The organism is Nocardioides massiliensis, assembly GCF_030811215.1.
Taxonomy (GTDB): domain Bacteria; phylum Actinomycetota; class Actinomycetes; order Propionibacteriales; family Nocardioidaceae; genus Nocardioides_A; species Nocardioides_A massiliensis.
The window spans coordinates 854,968-871,163 of the sequence record NZ_JAUSQM010000001.1; the positions used below are offsets into that span (position 1 = coordinate 854,968).

Consider the following 16,196-nt stretch of genomic DNA (forward strand, 5'->3'; position numbering starts at 1 on the left):
CACCGACGTCTGGCCGTGCCGGGGAACCATCGGTGGGCGGGGTGAGAGACGGGTCTGTGGGGTACAGGAGGGGTCGACCACCTGGATCGATCCAAGACCTGCGCCCGAACGGCGCCCCCGACACTGCGACGGAGACCTGCGTGGAGACCTGGCCCGGCACCCCCTACCCCCTGGGTGCGACCTACGACGGCAGTGGCACCAACTTCGCCCTCTTCAGCGAGGTCGCCGAGCGCGTGCAGCTGTGCCTGATCGACGACGACGGCGAGGGCGGCACCACCGAGACCTGCGTCGACCTGGTCGAGGTCGATGCCTACGTCTGGCACTGCTACCTGCCCGGCGTCGGGCCGGGCCAGCGCTACGGCTACCGCGTCCACGGCCCCTGGGACCCGGCCAACGGCCTGCGGTGCAACCCCGCGAAGCTGCTGCTCGACCCCTACGCCAAGGCCACCAGCGGCGAGATCGACTGGGACCCGTCGCTGTTCGGCTACGACTTCGACGACCCCGAGCAGCGCAACGACGCCGACTCCGCGCCGCACATGATGCACAGCGTCGTCATCAACCCGTACTTCGACTGGCAGGGCGACCGGCCGCCGCGCACGCCGTACCACGAGTCGTTCATCTACGAGGCCCACGTCAAGGGCCTCACCCAGCTGCACCCCGACGTTCCCGAGGAGCTGCGCGGCACCTACAGCGGCCTGCACCACCCCGCGGTCCTCGCCCACCTCAAGCGGCTCGGCGTGACCGCGATCGAGCTGATGCCGGTCCACCAGTTCGTGCAGGACCACCACCTGCTCGAGAAGGGGATGCGCAACTACTGGGGCTACAACACCATCGGCTTCCTCGCGCCGCACTCGTCGTACGCCGCCAGCGAGGAGGCCGGCGGGCAGGTGCAGGAGTTCAAGGCGATGGTGAAGGCGATGCACGACGAGGGCATCGAGGTGATCCTCGACGTGGTCTACAACCACACCGCGGAGGGCAACCACCTCGGCCCGACGCTGAGCTTCAAGGGCATCGACAACCCGGCGTACTACCGGTTGGTCGAGGACGACCTGCAGTACTACATGGACTACACCGGCACCGGCAACACCCTCAACGTCCGCCACCCGCATTCGCTGCAGCTGATCATGGACTCGCTGCGCTACTGGGTGACCGAGATGCACGTCGACGGCTTCCGCTTCGACCTCGCCTCGACGCTGGCGCGGGAGTTCTACGACGTCGACCGTCTGGCGACGTTCTTCGAGCTCGTGCAGCAGGACCCGGTCGTCAGCCAGGTGAAGCTGATCGCCGAGCCGTGGGACGTCGGGCCCGGCGGCTACCAGGTCGGGGGCTTCCCGCCGCAGTGGACGGAGTGGAACGGCGCCTACCGCGACACCGTGCGCGACTTCTGGCGCGGCGAGCCGGCGCTCGGCGAGTTCGCCACGCGCGTGGCCGGGTCCTCGGACCTCTACGAGCACACCGGCCGGCGGCCCGTGGCCAGCATCAACTTCGTCACCGCGCACGACGGGTTCACGCTGGCCGATCTCGTGTCGTACGACGAGAAGCACAACGAGGCCAACGGCGAGGACGGCAACGACGGCGAGAGCCACAACCGGTCGTGGAACCACGGCGTCGAGGGGCCCACCGACGACCCCGAGATCCTGCGCGCCCGAGCCCGGTCGCAGCGCAACTTCATCGCGACGCTCCTGCTGAGCCAGGGCGTGCCGATGCTGCTCCACGGTGACGAGATGGGGCGCACGCAGCAGGGCAACAACAACACCTACGCCCAGGACAACGAGCTGAGCTGGGTCGACTGGGAGGCCGCCGACGAGCCGCTGATCGAGTTCACCGCCGCCGTGTCCCGGTTGCGCGCCGAGCACCCGACCTTCCGGCGCCGTCGCTTCCTCACGGAGAACTCGCTGGTGTGGCTGCGCCACGACGGCGAGGAGATGGGTGACGACGACTGGGAGACCGAGTCCAAGGCGCTCGGCGCCTACCTCGACGGCGACCGCATCGGCGGTCGCGACCCCCGGGGCGAGCGGGTCACCGACGACGACTTCCTGCTCTACTTCAACGCCGACGGCCCCACCGAGATCACCCTGCCGACGGCGCACGCACCACGCTGGGACGTCGCCGTCGACACCGGCGGCAGTGCGGAGGAGGAGACGTACGACGCCGGCACGCGGCTGACACTGGCCGAGCGCAGCCTGCTGGTGCTGCGCGAGCATCGCGCGCCCGAAGCGGTCGCCGACGGCTCCGTCGAGGCCTCGATCGAGGCCCTGGCGGCGAGGGACGAGCAGTGACGCGTCGCGAGCGCGCCCCCCGCGTGCCGACCAGCACCTACCGCTTCCAGGTCAACGCCACGCAGGACCTGCCCACAGTCGCAAGGCGGATGGACTACCTCAACGACCTCGGGATCGATTGGGTCTACCTCTCCCCGATCCTCCCGTCGGAGCCCGGGAGCGACCACGGGTACGACGTCGTGGCGCACGACCACGTCGATGCCGCCCGAGGCGGGGAGGCCGGCCTGGACGCCGTCGCCGCGGAGGCACACAAGCGCGGGATGGGCGTGCTGGTCGACATCGTGCCCAACCACGTCGGCGTCGCCACGCCCGCCGAGAACGCGTGGTGGTGGGACCTGCTGAAGCACGGCCAGCAGTCGGCGTACGCGAAGGCCTTCGACGTCGACTGGGAGTTCGGCGGCGGCAAGATCCGGATCCCGGTCATCGGCGACGACGACTTCGACGCCGTCCAGGTCGACGTCGACGCCGGCGAGGTCCGCTACCACGACAACCGGTTCCCGCTGGCCCCCGGGAGTCTCGACAAGCTCGACCACCAAGAAGTCCTCGCCGCGCAGCACTACGAGCTCGTGCACTGGAAGGTCGCCGACGACGGTCTCAACTACCGGCGGTTCTTCGCGGTGAACACCCTCGCCGCCGTGCGCGTGGAGGACCCGCAGGTCTTCGCCGACACGCACGTCGAGATCGAGCGCTGGTTCGCCGAGGGCCTCGTCGACGGGCTCCGGGTCGACCACCCCGACGGCCTGCGCGACCCCGCGGGCTACCTGCGCGACCTCGCCGAGCTCACGGGCGATGCCTACGTGCTCGTGGAGAAGATCCTCGAGACCGGCGAGGAGCTGCCGGTCTCGTGGGCGACCGAGGGAACGACCGGGTACGACGTCATGGCGCTCGTCGACCGGGTGCTGGTGGATCCGGGCGGCGTGGAGCCGCTGACCGCGCTCGAGACCCGTCTGCGCGGCGGGGAGCTCGACTGGGAGTCCAACGTCTTCGCTCGCAAGCTCGAGGTCGCCGACGGCATCCTGCGCTCGGAGGTACGCCGGATCGTGCGGGAGATCCGCGCGGTCGAGGCCGCAGGCGCCCACACCGTGCCGGAGGGGGAGCTGGAGGAGGCGGTCGCCCACGTGCTCGCGGCCTTCCCCGTCTATCGCTCCTACCTCCCGGAAGGGCACGCGCACCTCCACGAGGCACTGGAGCGGGCGCGGATCCACACGCAGCACCTCGAGTCGGCCGCGATGGACGTGGTCGCGCGCGTGCTCGGCGACCCCGAGCACCCCGCCGCACTGCGCTTCCAGCAGACCAGCGGCATGGTGATGGCCAAGGGAGTCGAGGACTGCGCCTTCTACCGCACCTCCCGGCTCAGCTCGCTCACCGAGGTGGGTGGCGACCCGTCGGTGTTCGCGATCGACCCGACGCACTTCCACGCCACGATGGCCGCGCGCCTGCACAGCTGGCCGCACGCGATGTCGGCATCGTCCACCCACGACACCAAGCGCGGCGAGGACGTCCGGGCGCGGATCACCGTGCTCGCCGAGGTGCCGGAGTTCTGGGAGCACGCGCTCGATCGGCTGCTGGCCCTCGCGCCCGTGCCCGACCCCGGCTTCGGCAACCTGCTGTGGCAGGCGGTCGTCGGTGCGTGGCCCGCCGACGACGCCGACCCGGCCACCTGGCGCGCGCGGTTGCACGGCTATGCGGAGAAGGCGATGCGCGAGGCGGGCGATCGCACGACGTGGACGGCGCCGGACGCCGACTACGAGGCGGCCGTGCACCGCGCCGTCGACGCGGCCTTCGACGACCCGGCCGTCGCGCGGGTGGTGCGCGAGGTCGTCGAGCGGACCGCCGGCCCGGGCTGGGTCAACGCGCTGTCGGCCAAGCTGCTGACGCTCACGGTGCCGGGCGTGCCCGACGTCTACCAGGGCAGCGAGCTGTGGGAGCAGAGCCTCGTCGACCCCGACAACCGCCGCCCCGTGGACCTCGACCACCGCGCCGAGCTGCTCGCCGCGATCCGCGACGGGGCCCGCCCGACCCTCACCCTGGGCCCCTCCGACCCGGGCATCGCGAAGCTCGCCGTCGTCCACGCGGCGCTGCGCGCACGGCGCGAGCGCCCCGAGCTGTTCGAGTCCTACGCGCCCCTCGCCCCCGAAGGTGAGGCGGCTCCGCACGCCCTCGCCTTCGACCGCGGCGGCGCGGTCACGGTCGTCACCCGGATGCCCGTCGGCCTCGCCGCTCGCGGTGGCTGGGGTGACACGGTGCTTCGGCTTCCCGCGGGCACCTGGCGCGACGAGGTCAGCGGACGCGACGGACTCTCCGGCGCGCTCCGCCTCGCCGAGCTGCTCGACGACCTCCCCGTCGCGCTGCTCACCCGTTCCGACCTCCCGACCGACCCCTCCGAGGAGTCCCGTTGACCACCCACCCCGGCCGCGGCCCCTTCGACGTCTGGGCACCGCGGCCCGAACGTGTCCGCCTGGTGCTTCGTGACGACACCGGCGACGGGGATGCTGCGTCGTACGAGGTCGTCGAGATGACCCGACAGCCCGACGGCTGGTGGACGCCCGCCATGGCGGTCGTCGACGAGGGCGAGACCAGCTACGGCTTCCTGGTCGGGGACGCCGAAGATCCCGGTGACCCCGTCGACGCCCTCCCGGACCCGCGCTCGCTGCGCCAGCCCGACGGCGTGCACGGACTGTCGCGCACCTTCGACCTCGCCGCGCACGACTGGACCGACGGCGACTGGCGGGGTCGGCAGCTCGCCGGGTCGGTGATCTATGAGCTGCACATCGGCACGTTCACGCCCGAGGGCACGCTCGACGCGGCGATCGCCAAGCTGCCCCACCTGGTCTCGCTCGGCGTCGACCTCGTCGAGGTCATGCCGGTCAACGCGGTCAACGGGGTCTGGAACTGGGGCTACGACGGGGTCCTGTGGAACTGCGTCCACGAGCCGTACGGCGGCCCGGCGGCGTACCAACGCTTCGTCGACGCCTGCCACGCCGCCGGCCTCGGGGTGGTGCAGGACGTCGTCTACAACCACCTCGGTCCCTCGGGGAACTACCTTCCGGAGTTCGGGCCGTACCTCAAGAGCGGTGCGAACACCTGGGGTGACCTGGTCAACCTCGACACCGACGGCAGCGACGAGGTGCGCCGGCTGATCCTCGACAACGTGCGGATGTGGTTCCGCGACTTCCACGTCGACGCGCTCCGGCTCGACGCGGTGCACGCTCTCGACGACTCCTCCGAGGTCCACCTCCTGGAGGAGATGGCGATCGAGACCGCAGCGCTCTCGGCGCACCTGGGGCGTCCGCTGACCCTCATCGCGGAGTCCGACCTCAACGACACCAAGCTCGTCACGCCGCGCGAAGGTGGCGGCTATGGCCTCGACGCGCAGTGGAGCGACGACTTCCACCACGCGGTGCACGTGGCGCTGAGCGGCGAGACAACCGGCTACTACGAGGACTTCGCGCCGTTGTCGGCGCTGGCGAAGGTGTGCAACGAGGGGTTCTTCCACGCCGGGACCTACTCCTCGTTCCGCGGGCGCGACCACGGCGTGCCGATCGACCGGGACCGCATGCCGACCTGGCGGCTCGTGGTGAGCAACCAGAACCACGACCAGATCGGCAACCGCGCGCGCGGCGACCGGCTCACCGAGCACCTCGACGAGCACCAGCTCGGGTGCGCCGCGCTGCTGACGCTCGCGGGGCCGTTCACGCCGATGCTGTTCATGGGCGAGGAGTACGCCGCCTCCACGCCGTTCGCGTTCTTCACCTCCCACCCGGAGCCGGATCTCGGCAAGGCCACCGCGGAGGGGCGGATCAAGGAGTTCGAGCGGATGGGCTGGGACCCCGACGAGGTGCTCGACCCCCAGGACCCGGCGACGTTCGAAGCCTCGAAGCTGGACTGGGCGGAGGCCGACGGTGGTCGCGGCGCGCGGGTCCTGGCTCGCTACCGCGAGCTCGCCGAGCTGCGGCGGACCATCCCGGCGCTGACCGACCCGCACTTCGCCAACCTCGAGGCCACCGCAGACGAGGACACCGGCCTCTTCTTGCTGCGCCGGCGCTCCACCGTGCCGGGCCCCGACGTGCTGATCGCGGTCAACACCGGCGACGCCGGGGCACGCGTCGACCTGGGGGACGACCCCGAGCTGGCGTTCACCACCGGGGACGGCGTACGGCTCACCGGCGGGGGGCTGGAGCTGCCCGCGCACGCAGGTGCCCTGGTGCTCACCGCTCGGGTGGCAGGCTGACGGGCATGGGGGACGACAACAAGTCGGGCGACGGATTCGACATGGACCGGTTCACCTACGGCATCATCTTCGGGCCGCTGCTGGGCGTCACCCTCGCGCTGGTGCTCGACAACTGGGCGATGCTGGGTGTGGGAGTCGCGCTCGGGATCGGCGGCGGCGCGGCCTTCGCGGCGGCAGGCTCCTCGAGCGACAGCGGCGAGCCCGACGACCCCGCTTGATCCGGTGGGGAGTCGAGTTCGTCACTCGCGCATAGGATCATGACCTGCAACCACTCGGGCCACTCACGGACCTGAGGGGCAGCAACCGCTAGGCGGTGGCTCCGTGGCCGCTCCGTCCCCCGCTCCCTCCACCCTTCCCGCCCCGCTCCGAGGTGGGTACGGCGAGCTGGCCCGCGAGATCCGCGAGCTCGGATTGATGCAGAAGCGCCCCGGCCCGTATGCCCTGCACGCCGGCGTCATGCTGCTGGTTCTGGCGGGATCCGTCGTGCTGATGGTCGCGTTCTCGCACTCGTGGTGGCTGCTGCTGCTCGCCCCGGTGCTCGCAGTCCTCACGACCCAGAGCGGCTTCTTGGGCCACGACATCGGTCACCGGCAGGTCAGCCGCAACGCGGTCCACAGCCGGGCGCTCGGCGTCGTGGCCGGCAACCTGTTCAGCGGACTCAGCTATGGCTGGTGGGTGGCCAAGCACAACGCTCACCACGCCCATCCCAACGACCTGGAGTCCGACCCCGACGTCCGCGCCGGGGTCTTCGTCTGGGCCCCGAGCCAGGCCGACCCCCGCCAGGGCGTTGCCGCGTGGTGGACCCGGCACCAAGCGGCGCTGTTCTTCCCGCTGCTGCTCCTCGAGGCGCTCAACCTGCACATCTCGAGCTTCCTCGCCCTGCGCAGGCCGGGGATCCGCTGGCGCGGCGTCGAGACCGCCCTGCTCGCGGCGCACTTCATCGGCTACTTCGCCTTGCTGTTCCTCACCCTCAGCTGGCCCCAGGCCCTGGTCTTCATCGCGGTCCACAAGGGCCTGCAGGGTCTCTACCTGGGGTGCTCGTTCGCCCCGAACCACAAGGGGATGCCGGTGCTCGACGCCGAGCAGGCGGCCGACCCGTTGCTCCGCCAGGTGCTCACCTCCCGCAACGTGCACGGCGGGCCCTTCACCGACGCCGCGCTCGGAGGACTGAACTACCAGATCGAGCACCACCTGTTCCCGAGCATGCCGCGCGCCAACCTGCGCCACGCCCAGCCGGTCGTGCGCCGGTTCTGCGCCGAGCGCGGGATCCCGTACGTCGAGTGCTCGGCCCTGGCGTCGTACGCCGCTGCACTGCGCCACCTGCACCACGTCGGGGACGGTCTGCGCCACTGACGCCCCGGGCGGCTACTTGATCTCGGAGCGGCGCAGGAGCCAGGCGCCCACCACCAGCGGGAGCACCAGCCAGATCCCTGCAGCGGAGGCCAGCTGCAGCCAGCCCTCGGCATCGGGGACCGAGTCGTAGAGCGACATCGAGGCGTAGTTGAGATCGACCCACGGTTGGGCGTCGGCGAACCACTGCTGGAAGCCGGCCAGGGTGCCGAAGAGCGCCGGCAGCAGCGCGGTGTAGACGAAGTAGCCGACGATCGCCCCGGGCGAGCTGCGGAACAGCAGCCCCAGCACGAAGCCCATGCCGAGCGCGATCGTCAGAGCGAGACCGGTCAGCAGCGTCGAGGTGACGGAGAGGTCCCAGCTGCGGTCGACGCCGGCGATCGTCGAGCCGGCGAGGTAGCCCAGCGCGCCGATCGCAATGGACACCACCGACGCGAGCAGGCCCACGACGAGTGCGGCGACACCCTTGGCGGTGATCACCCGGCCGCGGTGCGGCACCAGGGTGAACGTGACCAGTCCCCCGCGCTGGCTCCACTCGCTGGTCACGGAGAGGATCGCGATGAGCGGCAGGATGATGGACAACGGTGCGCCCATCGCGGTGGCGTAGGACTCGAAGGTGATCGCCGACTCCGGACCGAATGCGGTGATCGCCACCTGGGCGAGCACCGCGACGATGACGATGCTCGTGCACAGCCAGAAGCCGGCGCGGGTGTCGAACATCTTCTGCAGCTCGACCCGCACCAGCCGAGAGAACGGGATGGGTGCGGGCGTACGGCGGGTCGCGGTCACGGCCGCACGCCGGGTGGCCGGACCGGGCTGGGTGGTGGTGGCGGCAGTGCTCATGCTGCGGTCCCTTCGGGGGCGAGGTGCTGGTCGCGCTGGCTGACCGCGGTGAGCTGGAGGAACATCTCCTCCAGGCCCCCGCCGTCGGCGGCGCGCAGCTCGGTGACGGCGACCCCGGCGGCGTGCGCCGTGCGTCCGGCGGTCGCGGGGTCGGCGTCGGTGACAACGGCGCCGTCGGAGACGACTGCCTCCAGACCAGCCCGCTCGAGCGCGGTCGCGAGAGCGGCGAGGTCGTCGGAGCGGACGAAGGTGCGTCCGTTGGCGAGCAGCTCGTCCTTGGTGCCACTGGCGACGATCCGGCCGTTGCCGATGACGACGATGTCGTCGGCCACGACCTCGATCTCGTGCAGCAGATGGGAGGAGAGCAGCACCGTGCCGCCCTGGTCGGCGAACCCGCGCAACAGGTCGCGCATCCACCGGATGCCGGCGGGGTCGAGGCCGTTGGCGGGCTCGTCGAGGATCAGCACCTCGGGGTCGCCGATGAGGGCGGAGGCGATGCCGAGCCGCTGGCGCATGCCCAGGGAGTAGTCGCGCAGGCGACGGTCGGCCTCCTTCGGCGTGAGGCTGACCAGGTCCAGCATCGCATCGACCCGGGTCCGCGGTAGCCCCATCGTCGCGGCGGCGATGCGGAGGATCTCGCGGCCGGTCCGGCCGGCGTGCTGGGCCGAGGCGTCCAACAGCACCCCCACCTCGCGGCCGGGGTTGGGCAGGTCGGTGAACCGGCGCCCCAGCACCCGCGTCGTACCGCTGGTCGGCGGGGTCAGCCCGGCCACCATCCGCAGGCTGGTGGACTTGCCCGCGCCGTTGGGGCCGAGGAAGCCCGTGACCCGCCCGGGCGCGGCGGTGAAGGACACGTCGTCGACGGCCGTGACGGCGCCGTACCTCTTGGTGAGGGACTCGAGGATGATCATGGCGTCCAGCCAACCGCGGACGAGGCCTCCCCCGCTTCCGGCGGACCCCTGGATGCTCCCCTGACGCGACCCCGAGATCAGGTCGGGGTCACGCGGAGGGCGGCCGGGGAGCCCGGGGTCGGGAACCAGCGCCACACCACCGCCGACTGCGCCAACGTCCAGGCGTTGTTGCACACCCAGTACGCGAGCAGCGCGACCGGCACGAAGCCGCCGGCGACGAGGACGCCGGCGGCCGAGAGACCCGGCAGCATCCGCTGCACCTGGGCCATCGCCTCCGGGACGTCGGCGAGCACCGTGGTGGGCAGCACGAAGAACCGCTGGGTGACGCACGACAGCAGCGCCGCGGTGAGCGCCAGGCCGGCCACGACCATCAGGTGCCCGGGACCGGCGCCGGCGTACCCGCGGTCCGCCAGGGGTACGCCGGCGATCGTCGCCGCGCCGAGCGAAGCGACCAGGCTCGCATCCATCGCGCCGGTGGTCGTGCCCGCCGCCGCGTCGGAGATCAGGTGGAACAGCCCGATCCACACCGGCAGCTGGAGCAGCAGCGGCAGGCAGCCGAGTCGAGAGGCGCCGTGCTCGCGGGCCAGCGCTCGGCGCTGCTCCATGAACACCCGCATCGTTTCGGGGTCGCGGGCATCGAGTGCCGTGCGGTGCCGATCGGCGAGGGCCTTGAGGTGGGGTCGCATGCGGGCGCTGGTGTGGGCGGCGCGTACGCCGTGCACGACCAGCGGCAGCAGGAGGAGGCGGACACCGACGACGAGCGCGGCGATGCACAGCACCCAGGTCAGGCCCGCGTCCGGGGCGAGACCAACGTTGGTGGCGACGGTGTGCGCCGCGGCGAGCACGGCGGCGAGGGCATGGGTGAACGGGTCGAGGATGGACATGGGAGCTCCTGGGGTCGGGCGGACGGGGGTCGTCTGCTCGTCGACCGGGCACGAAGCGCCGGGACGAGCCTCAGACCAGGCCGGGCGCCCGGGGCTGGAGCGGGTGGCGGGGGACGTCGGTGACGCGGGCCGGGAGGTACGCCGGGGCACGGCGCCGGGCGCGCGGGTGCGCCGTACGCGCGGTGCAGGTCGGGGCGGCGAGGACTCCTCGCTCGACCAGGACGGCGGCCATGGCCGCCGCGACCAGGCCGACGGCGATGGCCGTGGGGCTCTCGGTCGCTCCGAACGCGAGCGCCGGGGCGAGCACACCGACCACCGCGGACAACACCCAGAGCAGCGCGGGACGCGCACGCAGGGAGGCGGTGGCAGGCACGAGATGATCGTACGGCGTGGCGGTCAGCCGATGCGGCGGATCCGGATCGGCCCCTTCACACGGGCGAGGTCGACCACCTCGCCACCCTGGGTGATCTCCACCCGGCCCTCGGTGACCAGCCCGCCTGCCGCCGCCCGCGCCGGCTCCATCAGCTCGCGCCATCCGTCACCCTCGCCACCCCGCGCCGCGTGGACCGCGCGGGCCGCCTCCGACGGGCAGATCGTCGCGCCGGCGGCACGCTGGTCGAGCAGGTCGAGGATGGTCGTGCGCAGGTCGTCGTCGAGGTCGGGCACGGCAGGAGGGTTCCCGGCTCAGCGCCTCCCCACGCTGAGCTCGAGCTCCACGTCGGCGTCGACCTCGAGGCCGAGCGGGCGGCGTACGGCGTCCTTGAGCGGAACCAGGTAGCGACCGTCCTTCGGGAAGAGCGCGGTGGTGAACTCGATCTCATCGATGCGCACGATCACCGGCACCTGGCCCCAGTACTCGATGCCCTGCGCCGCGACCTTGATGTCGTCGGAGTCCTCCTCGTCGAGCCGAACGAAGTAGAACGGCGCGGGACCGCGCCACTCGACCACCGGTCCGACGAGGGTGAAGTCCAGCGCCTCCATCGCGTCAGTATCCGCGCGACCCGCCCGACCGCGCCAGGCACCCGGAGACTTGCGACTGGCCCGCTCACCGGCCGCGGTGTGTACTGGGTCACATGGACCCCGAGGGCCTGCGCGCCCAGGTTGCCGACTCCTGGCACCTCTCTGCCGCGTCCGGTGTGGACGCGGGCCAGGTCGACGTGCCCATCACCCTCGACGAGTCCTCACTGCAGGACCGGCGCCAGGCGCACCCGCTCGCTCGCGTCTTCCCGCTGCTCGACGACGTCCTCGGCCAGGCAGCACGCGACACCGACGCGTTGATGGCGGTCAGCGACGCGGAGGGCCAGCTGCTCTGGGTGTGCGGCTCGCCGTCGACGTTGCGTCGCGCCGAGTCCATCGGGTTCGTCGAGGGGTCGAACTGGGACGAGCGGCTCGCCGGCACCAACGCGCCCGGGCTCGCTCTCCGCCTCGACCAGCCCGCCCAGATCCGGCGCAGCGAGCACTTCCGGCAGTCCGTGAAGCAGTGGAGCTGCGTCGCGACGCCGATCCACGACCCCACCTCCTCCGCGCTGCTCGGCGTCCTCGACATCACCGGCAACGACGACATCGCGATCCCCCAGACGATGGCGATGGTGCGCGCCGCCGCGCGGATGGCCGAGGCCGAGCTCGCGCGCGATCTCGCGCTGCGCGTCGAGCCACCCGCACCGACGCACAGCGGCTTCCACCTCGTGCTGGAGACACTCGGCCGCAACGACGCCCTGCTCGCCATCGACGACGGGCGCGGCCACCGCCACGACCTGCGACTCTCGCCCCGGCACAGCGAGATCGTGCTGCTGCTCGCCGCCGCCCCCCGCGGCCTCTCCGGCGACGAGCTGGCGATCCTCGTCTACGAGAACGACGCGACGTCCTCGACCCTGCGGGCCGAGCTCAACCGGCTGCGCCACCTGCTCGGCGACGAGCTGCTCGCGTCGCGCCCCTACCGCTTGGCCGCGACGGTGTCCGGCGACTGGCTGGGCTTGGAGGCGCACCTCGCCGCGGGCGACGTCCGGCACGCCCTGCGCGCCTACCGCGGTCCGCTCCTCCCGCGGTCGACCGCGCCCGGCGTCGTCCGGCTGCGCGAGCAGCTGCACTCCGCCGTGCGGGCCGGCGTCCTGCGCAGTGGCGAGACCGACCTGCTGTCGAGCTGGACGCGGTCGGGGTGGGGCAGCGACGACTACGAGGCCTGGCTCGCGCAGCGGGCCGCGACCTCGGCCGACTCGCCCATGCGCGTGCTGGTCGAGACCCAGATCGCGCGCCTCGACCGCGAGCTGGGCTGAGGCGGGAGACCGGGCGGCGGGTCGGCGCAACGTGGTTGCAACCTCGGCGTCCCTACGGTGACGGGCGTCACATCCCGTCACTTCCCGTTGGAGCAGACATGACCGTGTATCCCGCACCCGGCACCGAGGGCTCGTCCATCGAGGTCAAGAGCCGCTACGGCCACTACATCGGTGGCGAGTGGGTCGACCCGATCAAGGGTGGCTACTTCGAGAACGTCTCCCCGGTCAACGGCAAGCCGTTCACCGAGGTCGGCCGAGGCACGGCCGAGGACATCGAGGCGGCGATCGACGCCGCGTGGAACGCCGCGCCCGGCTGGGGGAGCACGTCGACCACCGAGCGGGCCAACGTCCTGCTCAAGATCGCCGACCGCATGGAGGCCAACCTCGAGGACCTCGCCGTGCTCGAGACCTGGGAGAACGGCAAGGCCGTCCGCGAGACGCTCAACGCCGACATGCCCTTGGCCATCGACCACTTCCGCTACTTCGCCGGCGCCCTGCGCGCCCAGGAGGGCGGCATCTCCGAGGTCGACGAGACCACGATCGCCTACCACTTCCACGAGCCGCTGGGCGTGGTCGGGCAGATCATCCCGTGGAACTTCCCGATCCTCATGGCGGTGTGGAAGCTCGCACCGGCCCTGGCCGCCGGGAACGCGGTCGTGCTGAAGCCGGCCGAGCAGACACCCTGGTCGATCCTCAAGCTGGCCGAACTGGTCGGGGACCTGCTGCCCCCCGGCGTACTCAACGTCGTGAACGGGTTCGGCGTGGAGGCGGGCAAGCCGCTGGCCAGCAACCCGCGCATCCGCAAGATCGCCTTCACCGGGGAGACCACGACCGGGCGGCTGATCATGCAGTACGCCTCGGAGAACATCATCCCGGTCACCCTCGAGCTCGGCGGCAAGAGCCCCAACATCTTCTTCGACGACGTGGCGGCGCAGAACGACGCGTTCTACGACAAGGCGCTCGAGGGCTTCGCGATGTTCGCGCTCAACCAGGGCGAGGTCTGCACCTGCCCGTCGCGGGCGCTTGTGCAGCGGTCGATGTATGCCGACTTCGTGCCCGACGCGATCGAGCGGGTGAAGGCGATCAAGCAGGGCAACCCGCTCGACGTCGAGACGATGATGGGCGCCCAGGCCAGCAGCGACCAGCTCGAGAAGATCCTGTCCTACCTCGACATCGGCAAGCAGGAGGGCGCGAAGGTCCTCACCGGCGGTGAGCGGATGGTGCTCGACGGCGACCTGGCCGAGGGGTTCTACGTGCAGCCCACGGTCTTCGAGGGCGACAACGCGATGCGGATCTTCCAGGAGGAGATCTTCGGTCCGGTGCTCGCGCTGACGTCGTTCGACGACGAGGCCGACGCGCTCAAGATCGCCAACGACACGCTCTACGGCTTGGGCGCCGGGCTCTGGACGCGTGACGGGTCGCGGATGTTCCGCGCCGGGAAGGCGATCCAGGCCGGGCGGGTCTGGACGAACTGCTACCACGCCTACCCCGCGCACGCGGCCTTCGGCGGCTACAAGCAGTCGGGCATCGGCCGCGAGAACCACAAGATGATGCTCGACCACTACCAGCAGACCAAGAACCTGCTGGTCTCCTACAGCCCGGACAAGCTCGGGTTCTTCTGATGCAACGCGTCGCGGTCACCGGTGAGGCGGCGGAGCTGATCCGCCGCCTCACCGCGACGCACGGCCCGGTCATGTTTCATCAGTCCGGCGGGTGCTGCGACGGGTCGTCGCCGATGTGCTACCCCGACGGGGAGTTCCGGCTCGGTGACGCCGACGTACACCTCGGCGACCTCGACGTCGGTCTCGACCGGCCGGTGCCGGTGTGGATGTCGAAGGCGCAGTTCGCCTATTGGCAGCACACCCACCTCACCATCGACGTGGTCACGGGCCGGGGGGCGGGGTTCTCGCTGGAGGCGCCCGAGGGGGTGCGGTTCCTCATCCGGTCGCGGTTGATCACCGATGCGGAGTACGCCGCGGCGGGGGACGCGCCGGGCTGAACGGTGATCTCGCGTGCCCCATCCGCACCACTCGTCGACCGAAACCGGGCGCCGGGGGCGTCAGTTTCGTTCGACGAGCGGGCGTGTCGTTAGTCGGGCGGTGAAACTGCCGCGGATGTCAGTAGTACCAGGGGTACGGCGACCAGTCGGGGTCGCGCTTCTCGACGAACTGGTCGCGGCCCTCCTGGGCCTCGTCGGTCATGTAGGCCAGGCGGGTGGTCTCGCCGGCGAAGAGCTGCTGGCCGACCAGGCCGTCGTCGATGAGGTTGAAGGAGTACTTCAGCATCCGCTGGGCGGTCGGGGACTTGCCGTTGATCTTGCGGCCCCACTCCAGCGCCTCGGCCTCGAGGTCGGCGTGGTCGACGACCTTGTTGACCATGCCCATGCGGTGGGCGTCCTCGGCGGAGTACTCGTCGCCCAGGAAGAAGATCTCGCGGGCGAACTTCTGGCCGACCTGGCGCGCGAGGTAGGCCGAGCCGAAGCCGCCGTCGAAGGAGCCGACGTCGGCGTCGGTCTGCTTGAAGCGCGCGTGCTCGCGGGAGGCGAGCGTGAGGTCGGAGACGACGTGCAGGCTGTGACCGCCGCCGGCAGCCCAGCCGTTGACCACCGCGATGACCACCTTGGGCATGAACCGGATCAGCCGCTGCACCTCGAGGATGTGCAGACGCCCCAGGCGGGCCATGTCGGCGGTGGTGCGCTCGTCGGCACGGTCGGTGCCGGTGCCGTCGTGGTATTCGTAGCCGGCCCTGCCGCGGATCCGCTGGTCACCACCGGTGCAGAACGCCCACTTGTCGTGCTTCTTGCTCGGCCCGTTGCCGGTGAGCAGGACGCACCCGACGTCGGACGTCGTCCGCGCGTGCTCGAAGGTGCGCAGCAGCTCGTCCACCGTGTGCGGGCGGAACGCGTTGAGCACCTCCGGGCGGTCGAAGGCGATGCGCACGGTGCCGTGCTCGACCGCGCGGTGGTAGGTGATGTCGGTGAGGTCGTCGAACCCCGGGACCGGGCGCCAGGCGTCGGGGTCGAACGTCTCGGAGACCTGCGTGTCGGACTGCGGCATGATCGGAGGCTATCGACCCGCCCGCAGTGGGCAGGATCCCGGCATGGCACTCACCCGCTGCGCCAGACCCGGTTGATGCGGGTCGAGCACGAGGGCGAGTACGCCGTCATCGCCTCGCAGGGCGGCGCCCCGACGCACCCGCAGTGGTACCCCAACCTCGTCGCCAACCCCACGGTCGAGCTCCAGGACGGGCCGGTGCGCACGACCTACACCGCCCGCGAGGTCGAGGGCGCGGAGCGTGAGGCCTGGTGGGAGCGGGCGGTGGCGGCCTTCCCGCCGTACGCCGACTACCAGCAGAAGACCGACCGCCAGATCCCCGTCGTCGTCCTCACGCCCACTGACTGACCCGTTTACAGGGCCGCGTGACGA

General features: G+C 71.4%; 16 protein-coding genes. 9 read left to right on the forward strand and 7 right to left on the reverse strand.

The window, feature by feature from the left end:
* Positions 1–140: 140 nt before the first annotated feature.
* The 5 genes from glgX (at position 141) to J2S59_RS04400 (ending at position 7,863) form a co-directional block, all read left to right on the forward strand.
* Positions 141–2,279: a glycogen debranching protein GlgX gene (gene glgX / locus J2S59_RS04380; RefSeq protein WP_068117487.1), complete on the forward strand. Its 2,139-nt coding sequence runs from the start codon at positions 141–143 to the stop codon at positions 2,277–2,279.
* The gene (treY, locus tag J2S59_RS04385) at positions 2,276–4,678 is read left to right on the forward strand and encodes a malto-oligosyltrehalose synthase (RefSeq protein WP_306824847.1); all 2,403 of its coding nucleotides are present in this window, start codon (positions 2,276–2,278) and stop codon (positions 4,676–4,678) included. The genes glgX and treY overlap by 4 nt, the downstream gene beginning before the upstream one ends.
* The gene (treZ, locus tag J2S59_RS04390) at positions 4,675–6,510 is read left to right on the forward strand and encodes a malto-oligosyltrehalose trehalohydrolase (RefSeq protein WP_306824848.1); all 1,836 of its coding nucleotides are present in this window, start codon (positions 4,675–4,677) and stop codon (positions 6,508–6,510) included. The genes treY and treZ overlap by 4 nt, the downstream gene beginning before the upstream one ends.
* 5 nt (positions 6,511–6,515) lie before the next feature.
* Complete coding sequence (locus J2S59_RS04395) at positions 6,516–6,728, forward strand: hypothetical protein (RefSeq protein WP_068120086.1); 213 nt, start codon at positions 6,516–6,518, stop codon at positions 6,726–6,728.
* A 103-nt stretch (positions 6,729–6,831) separates the two neighbouring features.
* Positions 6,832–7,863 carry a fatty acid desaturase family protein gene (locus J2S59_RS04400; RefSeq protein ID WP_068120088.1) on the forward strand — a complete coding sequence of 344 codons (1,032 nt, stop codon included), beginning with the start codon at positions 6,832–6,834 and terminating at the stop codon, positions 7,861–7,863.
* A gap of 12 nt (positions 7,864–7,875) precedes the next feature.
* Here J2S59_RS04400 and J2S59_RS04405 read toward each other — a convergent pair whose 3' ends face one another.
* From J2S59_RS04405 to J2S59_RS04430, 6 genes are all read right to left on the reverse strand, one after another.
* Positions 7,876–8,703 carry an ABC transporter permease gene (locus J2S59_RS04405; RefSeq protein ID WP_246360255.1) on the reverse strand — a complete coding sequence of 276 codons (828 nt, stop codon included), beginning with the start codon at positions 8,701–8,703 and terminating at the stop codon, positions 7,876–7,878.
* Positions 8,700–9,614 carry an ABC transporter ATP-binding protein gene (locus J2S59_RS04410; protein ID WP_181641834.1) on the reverse strand — a complete coding sequence of 305 codons (915 nt, stop codon included), beginning with the start codon at positions 9,612–9,614 and terminating at the stop codon, positions 8,700–8,702. The genes J2S59_RS04405 and J2S59_RS04410 overlap by 4 nt, the downstream gene beginning before the upstream one ends.
* A 77-nt stretch (positions 9,615–9,691) precedes the next feature.
* Entirely contained in the window at positions 9,692–10,498 is an 807-nt protein-coding gene (gene yidC, locus J2S59_RS04415; RefSeq protein ID WP_068120090.1) for a membrane protein insertase YidC, read from the reverse strand.
* Positions 10,499–10,568: 70 nt separating this feature from the next.
* A complete protein-coding gene (locus tag J2S59_RS04420; RefSeq protein WP_068120092.1) occupies positions 10,569–10,871 on the reverse strand; it encodes a hypothetical protein in 303 nt (100 codons plus the stop codon).
* 23 nt (positions 10,872–10,894) lie between these two features.
* Positions 10,895–11,164 carry a DUF3253 domain-containing protein gene (locus tag J2S59_RS04425; RefSeq protein WP_068120094.1) on the reverse strand — a complete coding sequence of 90 codons (270 nt, stop codon included), beginning with the start codon at positions 11,162–11,164 and terminating at the stop codon, positions 10,895–10,897.
* Positions 11,165–11,182: 18 nt separating this feature from the next.
* Positions 11,183–11,479, reverse strand: a complete 297-nt coding sequence (locus J2S59_RS04430; RefSeq protein ID WP_181641835.1) for a DUF1905 domain-containing protein — start codon at positions 11,477–11,479, stop codon at positions 11,183–11,185.
* Between the two features lie 92 nt (positions 11,480–11,571).
* Here J2S59_RS04430 and J2S59_RS04435 point away from each other — a divergent pair, with 92 nt between their 5' ends.
* The 3 genes from J2S59_RS04435 (at position 11,572) to J2S59_RS04445 (ending at position 14,770) form a co-directional block, all read left to right on the forward strand.
* Positions 11,572–12,771 carry a GAF domain-containing protein gene (locus J2S59_RS04435; RefSeq protein ID WP_068120096.1) on the forward strand — a complete coding sequence of 400 codons (1,200 nt, stop codon included), beginning with the start codon at positions 11,572–11,574 and terminating at the stop codon, positions 12,769–12,771.
* Positions 12,772–12,869: 98 nt separating this feature from the next.
* A complete protein-coding gene (gene exaC, locus J2S59_RS04440) occupies positions 12,870–14,393 on the forward strand; it encodes an acetaldehyde dehydrogenase ExaC (RefSeq protein WP_068120099.1) in 1,524 nt (507 codons plus the stop codon).
* Positions 14,393–14,770: a DUF779 domain-containing protein gene (locus tag J2S59_RS04445; RefSeq protein WP_068120100.1), complete on the forward strand. Its 378-nt coding sequence runs from the start codon at positions 14,393–14,395 to the stop codon at positions 14,768–14,770. The genes exaC and J2S59_RS04445 overlap by 1 nt, the downstream gene beginning before the upstream one ends.
* 118 nt (positions 14,771–14,888) lie before the next feature.
* On the opposite strand, the gene J2S59_RS04450 is transcribed toward J2S59_RS04445, so the two are convergent.
* Positions 14,889–15,827 carry a 1,4-dihydroxy-2-naphthoyl-CoA synthase gene (locus tag J2S59_RS04450; RefSeq protein ID WP_068120101.1) on the reverse strand — a complete coding sequence of 313 codons (939 nt, stop codon included), beginning with the start codon at positions 15,825–15,827 and terminating at the stop codon, positions 14,889–14,891.
* Here J2S59_RS04450 and J2S59_RS04455 point away from each other — a divergent pair.
* Positions 15,732–16,172 carry a nitroreductase/quinone reductase family protein gene (locus J2S59_RS04455; protein WP_281366717.1) on the forward strand — a complete coding sequence of 147 codons (441 nt, stop codon included), beginning with the start codon at positions 15,732–15,734 and terminating at the stop codon, positions 16,170–16,172. The genes J2S59_RS04450 and J2S59_RS04455 overlap by 96 nt on opposite strands.
* Positions 16,173–16,196: the final 24 nt, after the last annotated feature.

Bases quoted from the DNA above. Each gene is read 5' to 3' on its own strand.
- J2S59_RS04450 (WP_068120101.1), bottom strand. From the start codon at position 15,827: ATGCCGCAGTCCGACACGCAGGTCTCCGAGACGTTCGACCCCGACGCC.
- J2S59_RS04410 (WP_181641834.1), bottom strand. From the start codon at position 9,614: ATGATCATCCTCGAGTCCCTCACCAAGAGGTACGGCGCCGTCACGGCC.
- J2S59_RS04405 (WP_246360255.1), bottom strand. From the start codon at position 8,703: ATGAGCACTGCCGCCACCACCACCCAGCCCGGTCCGGCCACCCGGCGT.
- J2S59_RS04435 (WP_068120096.1), top strand. From the start codon at position 11,572: ATGGACCCCGAGGGCCTGCGCGCCCAGGTTGCCGACTCCTGGCACCTC.
- yidC (WP_068120090.1), bottom strand. From the start codon at position 10,498: ATGTCCATCCTCGACCCGTTCACCCATGCCCTCGCCGCCGTGCTCGCC.
- J2S59_RS04445 (WP_068120100.1), top strand. From the start codon at position 14,393: ATGCAACGCGTCGCGGTCACCGGTGAGGCGGCGGAGCTGATCCGCCGC.
- J2S59_RS04395 (WP_068120086.1), top strand. From the start codon at position 6,516: ATGGGGGACGACAACAAGTCGGGCGACGGATTCGACATGGACCGGTTC.
- exaC (WP_068120099.1), top strand. From the start codon at position 12,870: ATGACCGTGTATCCCGCACCCGGCACCGAGGGCTCGTCCATCGAGGTC.
- J2S59_RS04430 (WP_181641835.1), bottom strand. From the start codon at position 11,479: ATGGAGGCGCTGGACTTCACCCTCGTCGGACCGGTGGTCGAGTGGCGC.